This window comes from Azohydromonas lata (genome assembly GCF_034427735.1).
Classification (GTDB): domain Bacteria; phylum Pseudomonadota; class Gammaproteobacteria; order Burkholderiales; family Burkholderiaceae_C; genus Azohydromonas; species Azohydromonas lata.
On record NZ_JAXOJX010000153.1, the window covers coordinates 1 to 3,472 of the forward strand.

Annotated in this window: 5 protein-coding genes; 4 read left to right on the forward strand and 1 reads right to left on the reverse strand. The window is 74.8% G+C overall.

Going from position 1 to position 3,472, the window contains the following annotated elements; genetic code table 11:
• Nucleotides 1–565: MerR family transcriptional regulator (locus tag SM757_RS34620; RefSeq protein ID WP_407655831.1), on the reverse strand; the 565-nt coding region annotated here is incomplete at its 3' end.
• A gap of 108 nt (nucleotides 566–673) precedes the next feature.
• Between SM757_RS34620 and SM757_RS34625 the strand changes: the two genes are divergently transcribed.
• From SM757_RS34625 to SM757_RS34640, 4 genes are all read left to right on the forward strand, one after another.
• On the forward strand, nucleotides 674–1,723 hold the full coding sequence (locus SM757_RS34625) for an NAD(P)/FAD-dependent oxidoreductase (protein WP_322468811.1): 1,050 nt from the start codon (nucleotides 674–676) through the stop codon (nucleotides 1,721–1,723).
• 7 nt (nucleotides 1,724–1,730) lie between these two features.
• Nucleotides 1,731–1,913 carry a DUF2256 domain-containing protein gene (locus SM757_RS34630; RefSeq protein WP_322468812.1) on the forward strand — a complete coding sequence of 61 codons (183 nt, stop codon included), beginning with the start codon at nucleotides 1,731–1,733 and terminating at the stop codon, nucleotides 1,911–1,913.
• Between the two features lie 343 nt (nucleotides 1,914–2,256).
• The gene (locus tag SM757_RS34635; protein WP_322468813.1) at nucleotides 2,257–2,382 is read left to right on the forward strand and encodes a hypothetical protein; all 126 of its coding nucleotides are present in this window, start codon (nucleotides 2,257–2,259) and stop codon (nucleotides 2,380–2,382) included.
• A complete protein-coding gene (locus SM757_RS34640) occupies nucleotides 2,373–3,146 on the forward strand; it encodes an SDR family NAD(P)-dependent oxidoreductase (protein ID WP_066338038.1) in 774 nt (257 codons plus the stop codon). Before SM757_RS34635 ends, SM757_RS34640 begins: the two co-directional genes overlap by 10 nt.
• Nucleotides 3,147–3,472 lie beyond the last annotated feature (326 nt).

Consider the following 3,472-nt stretch of genomic DNA (forward strand, 5'->3'; position numbering starts at 1 on the left):
TGTCCACGACCGCCACGGGTGGCGGCACGGAGGCGGGCGACGGCGCAGCGGGCGACGGCGCCGTGGCCGGCTGGCGCCCGCGCCGCGCGCCACGCGTCGCGTCCTGCGCCGGGACCGGTGCGGCAGGGTTTGAATCGGATTCGCCGCCCTCTGAAACGCTTGAATCCGATTCACCCGATTCACTGTTCAGGAGCGACCTTTGAATCGGTATTGCATCCATTGCCATGGCCGCCCGCCGCGGCGCGGCCAGCACGCCCGCGTGCGTGGAGGCCACCTGGCGCAGCGCCTGCAGGTCCAGCGGCGCCAGCGAGCCGATGGCGTGGCCCAGCGCGGTGAGCTGACGCAGCAGGGCCAGGCGCTTCACGTCCGAAGCCGAGTAAAGCCTGTGCCCAGTGGGCGAAGTCGCCGGCGCGGCCACGCGGTAGCGGCGCTCCCAGATGCGCAGCGTCGCCACCGGCATGCGCAACATGCGCGCCACCGCGCCGCTGCGGTAGCGGGGAACGGCGTCGTCGCCGCCGTCGCCCAGGTCCATCGCGTCCGCCGCGCCCACCTGCTCCTTCGCCATGGCCGTCCTTTTCGGTTGAGTCAGTGTTGAATCGGATTATGTGCGCTGCAGTGTCAGCCATTGCAGCATGTGAATCACTATTGAAGCCAGCATGAGTAGAGTACTCCCATGTCTTCCTCCGAGCTCATTTCCGGCCGTCCTCCGCGCGTGGCGGTGGTCGGCGCCGGCCTGGCCGGCACCACGTGCGCGCGCCGCCTGGCGGACGCCGGCTGCGCGGTGTTTCTCTTCGACAAGTCGCGCGGCTTGGGCGGGCGCATGGCCACGCGCCGCGCCGAGTGGATAGACGCCGACGGCGCCGTGCACCGCGCCGCCTTCGACCACGGCGCGCCGGCCTTCAGCGCGCGCTCCGCGGCATTCCAGGCCTTCATCGATGAGGCCGCCGGGGATGGCGTCCTGGCGCGCTGGGAGCCCGTCATGGCGCCCGGCAGCCACAGGAGCCTCGACGGCCTCGCCCTCTGGGTGGCCACGCCGGACATGCCCGCGCTGTGCCGCCGCCTGGCCGGCGAGCTGCCGCTGACGCGCAGCCGCGCCGTGGACGAGATCGCGCGGTCCGGCGACGGCGGCTGGCGGCTGCTGGCCCAGGGCGAGCTGCTGGGCGACGGCGTGTTCGACGCCGTGGTGCTGGCCATGCCCCCGGCCCAAGCCGCCGCGCTGCTGGCCCCGCACCGCGACGACTGGGCCCGCCACGCCCGCGCCGTGCCCATGCAGCCCTGCTGGACGCTCCTGGGCGCCGAGGCCGGACCCGCCCCGGCCTGGGACGCCGCCTGGCCCGAGCGCGGCCCGCTGGCCTGGGTGGTGCGCAACGCGTCCAAGCCCGGCCGCGCGGCGGACAGCGACGGCCTCAACCGCTGGGTGGTGCACGCCACCGCGGCCTGGACCGCCACCTTCCTGGAAAGCCCCGCCGACGCGGTGCAGGCGCAACTGCACGCGGCGCTGGAGCGCGCCCTGGGCCGCGGCGTGCGCTGGACCCACGTGGCCGTGCACCGCTGGCGCTACGCGCTGGCGCCGCGCACGGCGTCCGCCCACCAGCCCTGCTGGTGGGACCCGGCGCTGGGCTTGGGGGTGTGCGGCGACTTCTTCAGCGGCGCGGGGGTGGAAGGGGCGTGGCTCTCGGGGCGGGCGCTGGCGGCGGCCATCGTCCCGGACCCGGCGGCCTGAGACAGCCATGGACGCGCGCCCAGGGTTCAAGGGCCACAAGCAGGCGCTGCCGAGCAAGGCCTGCGCCACCTGCGGGCGCGAGATGAGCTGGCGCCGCGCCTGGGCCCGCTGCTGGGACGAGGTGCGCCACTGCTCCGAGCGCTGCCGCCGCCGGCGCGCCGCGCCGCAAGCCGCCGGCCATGGCGGCTGAGCGCCGCTCCGGGGCCCTGCGGGTTCAGGGCCCGCGCCGTGGGCGCGCCGCCTGCCGTGACGGCGGAACCTTGGGCCCTGCCGCGGCCGCGCGCTCACGGCGTCGCGCCCGCACAGGCGGACACCCATGCGCCTCCGCCTGGACGCTTCGCCGGTGCATCGAAGATGGACAGGGGTTGCGAGGCCAACGGCCCAGCCGGCATGGGTGTCCGCCTGTGGGGGTGCGGGCGGTGAGCGCAGCGCAAGCCGCGTCCGCCCCGCGCAGGCCACCAGGGACGCGGTTTGCCCCTTCGCCACCCTGTACTGGGATTTCCTGTCGCGCCACGGGCAGCGGCAACGCGCGCATGGCGCTGCAGTTGCGCAACCCGGCGCGGCTGGACGCGGTGCAGCGCGAGGCCATCGCCACGCTGCGGCGACGCCATGCCGCGACAACTCGAACTGGACCCCACGGAGGCAAGCGATGGAACTGAGCAAGGACGCATGGGTGGCTGACGGCGCACCGCAGGTGGCGCTGGTGACGGGTGCGCGCGGCGGCATAGGGCGCGCGGTGGTGGCGCAGTTGCGCGCGCAGGGCCACCGCGTGGCGGCGGTGGGCCGCGACGCGGCGGGGCTGGCGGAGGTGGAGGCGCATGCCCACATCGCCGCCGACACCACCACGCCGGAAGGCGCCGCCGCCGCGGTGGCCGAGTGCTGGAGCACCTTGGGCGGCGCGCCCACGCTGCTGGCGCACTGCGTGGGCAGCACGCTGATCGCGCCGCTGCACCGCAGCCCGGCCGAGCAGGTGCGCGAGCTGCTGCGGGTGAACCTGGAGAGCGCCCTGTTCATGCTGCAGGCATGGATAGAGCCGCTGCGCGGCGCGGGGCGGCCGGGCGCGGCCGTGCTGGTGTCCAGCGTGGTGGCGCGCGTGGGCGTGGCCAACCACGAGGCGATTGCCGCGGCCAAGGGCGGCGTGGAGGCGCTGGTGCGCGGCGCCGCGGCGACCTACGCCCCGCAGGGCCTGCGCATCAACGCCGTGGCCCCGGGCATGACGGCCACGCCCATGACGGCCGGCATGCTCAGCGTCCCCGCCCTGCGCGAGGGCGCGGCGCGCCAGTACCCCTTGGGCGGCGTGCAGCGGCCGCAAGAGGTGGCCGACGCCATCTGCTGGCTGCTCTCGCCCGGCGCCGGGCGGGTGACGGGGCAGGTGATCGCGGTGGACGGCGGGTTCACTTCGGTGCGGCCGCTGGTGAAGTGACGCAGGGCGCCCCGCACCCAGACCCGTCATGCCGGCTTTCGCGCACTGCTGTTCGGGGAAAGTGGTGACGCCCCGTCAGCCCTGTGGCAAGAGCGTTTCGCACCCTCATCCGTCATACCCGCGAAAGCGGGTATCCACGCCTGCCGCGGTGCTGGCGTGCAGGCACTGGCCCGGGGCAACGCAGTTCGAAGGTCCTACCTCTGCGCTCGTGGATGCCCGCTTTCGCGGGCATGACGGCGTAGAGAGGATGCGGCCCGGTTGGCTGTGGCATCCCGAGAGCCCGGGCGCTTCGCTCTCTGCTTCGTCATTCCCGCGAAGGTGCACTG

What these genes read in the sequence shown, in the direction of transcription:
- SM757_RS34630 (WP_322468812.1), top strand. Translation starts at nt 1,731, where the DNA reads ATGGACGCGCGCCCAGGGTTCAAGGGCCACAAGCAGGCGCTGCCGAGC.
- SM757_RS34640 (WP_066338038.1), top strand. Translation starts at nt 2,373, where the DNA reads ATGGAACTGAGCAAGGACGCATGGGTGGCTGACGGCGCACCGCAGGTG.
- SM757_RS34635 (WP_322468813.1), top strand. Translation starts at nt 2,257, where the DNA reads ATGGCGCTGCAGTTGCGCAACCCGGCGCGGCTGGACGCGGTGCAGCGC.
- SM757_RS34625 (WP_322468811.1), top strand. Translation starts at nt 674, where the DNA reads ATGTCTTCCTCCGAGCTCATTTCCGGCCGTCCTCCGCGCGTGGCGGTG.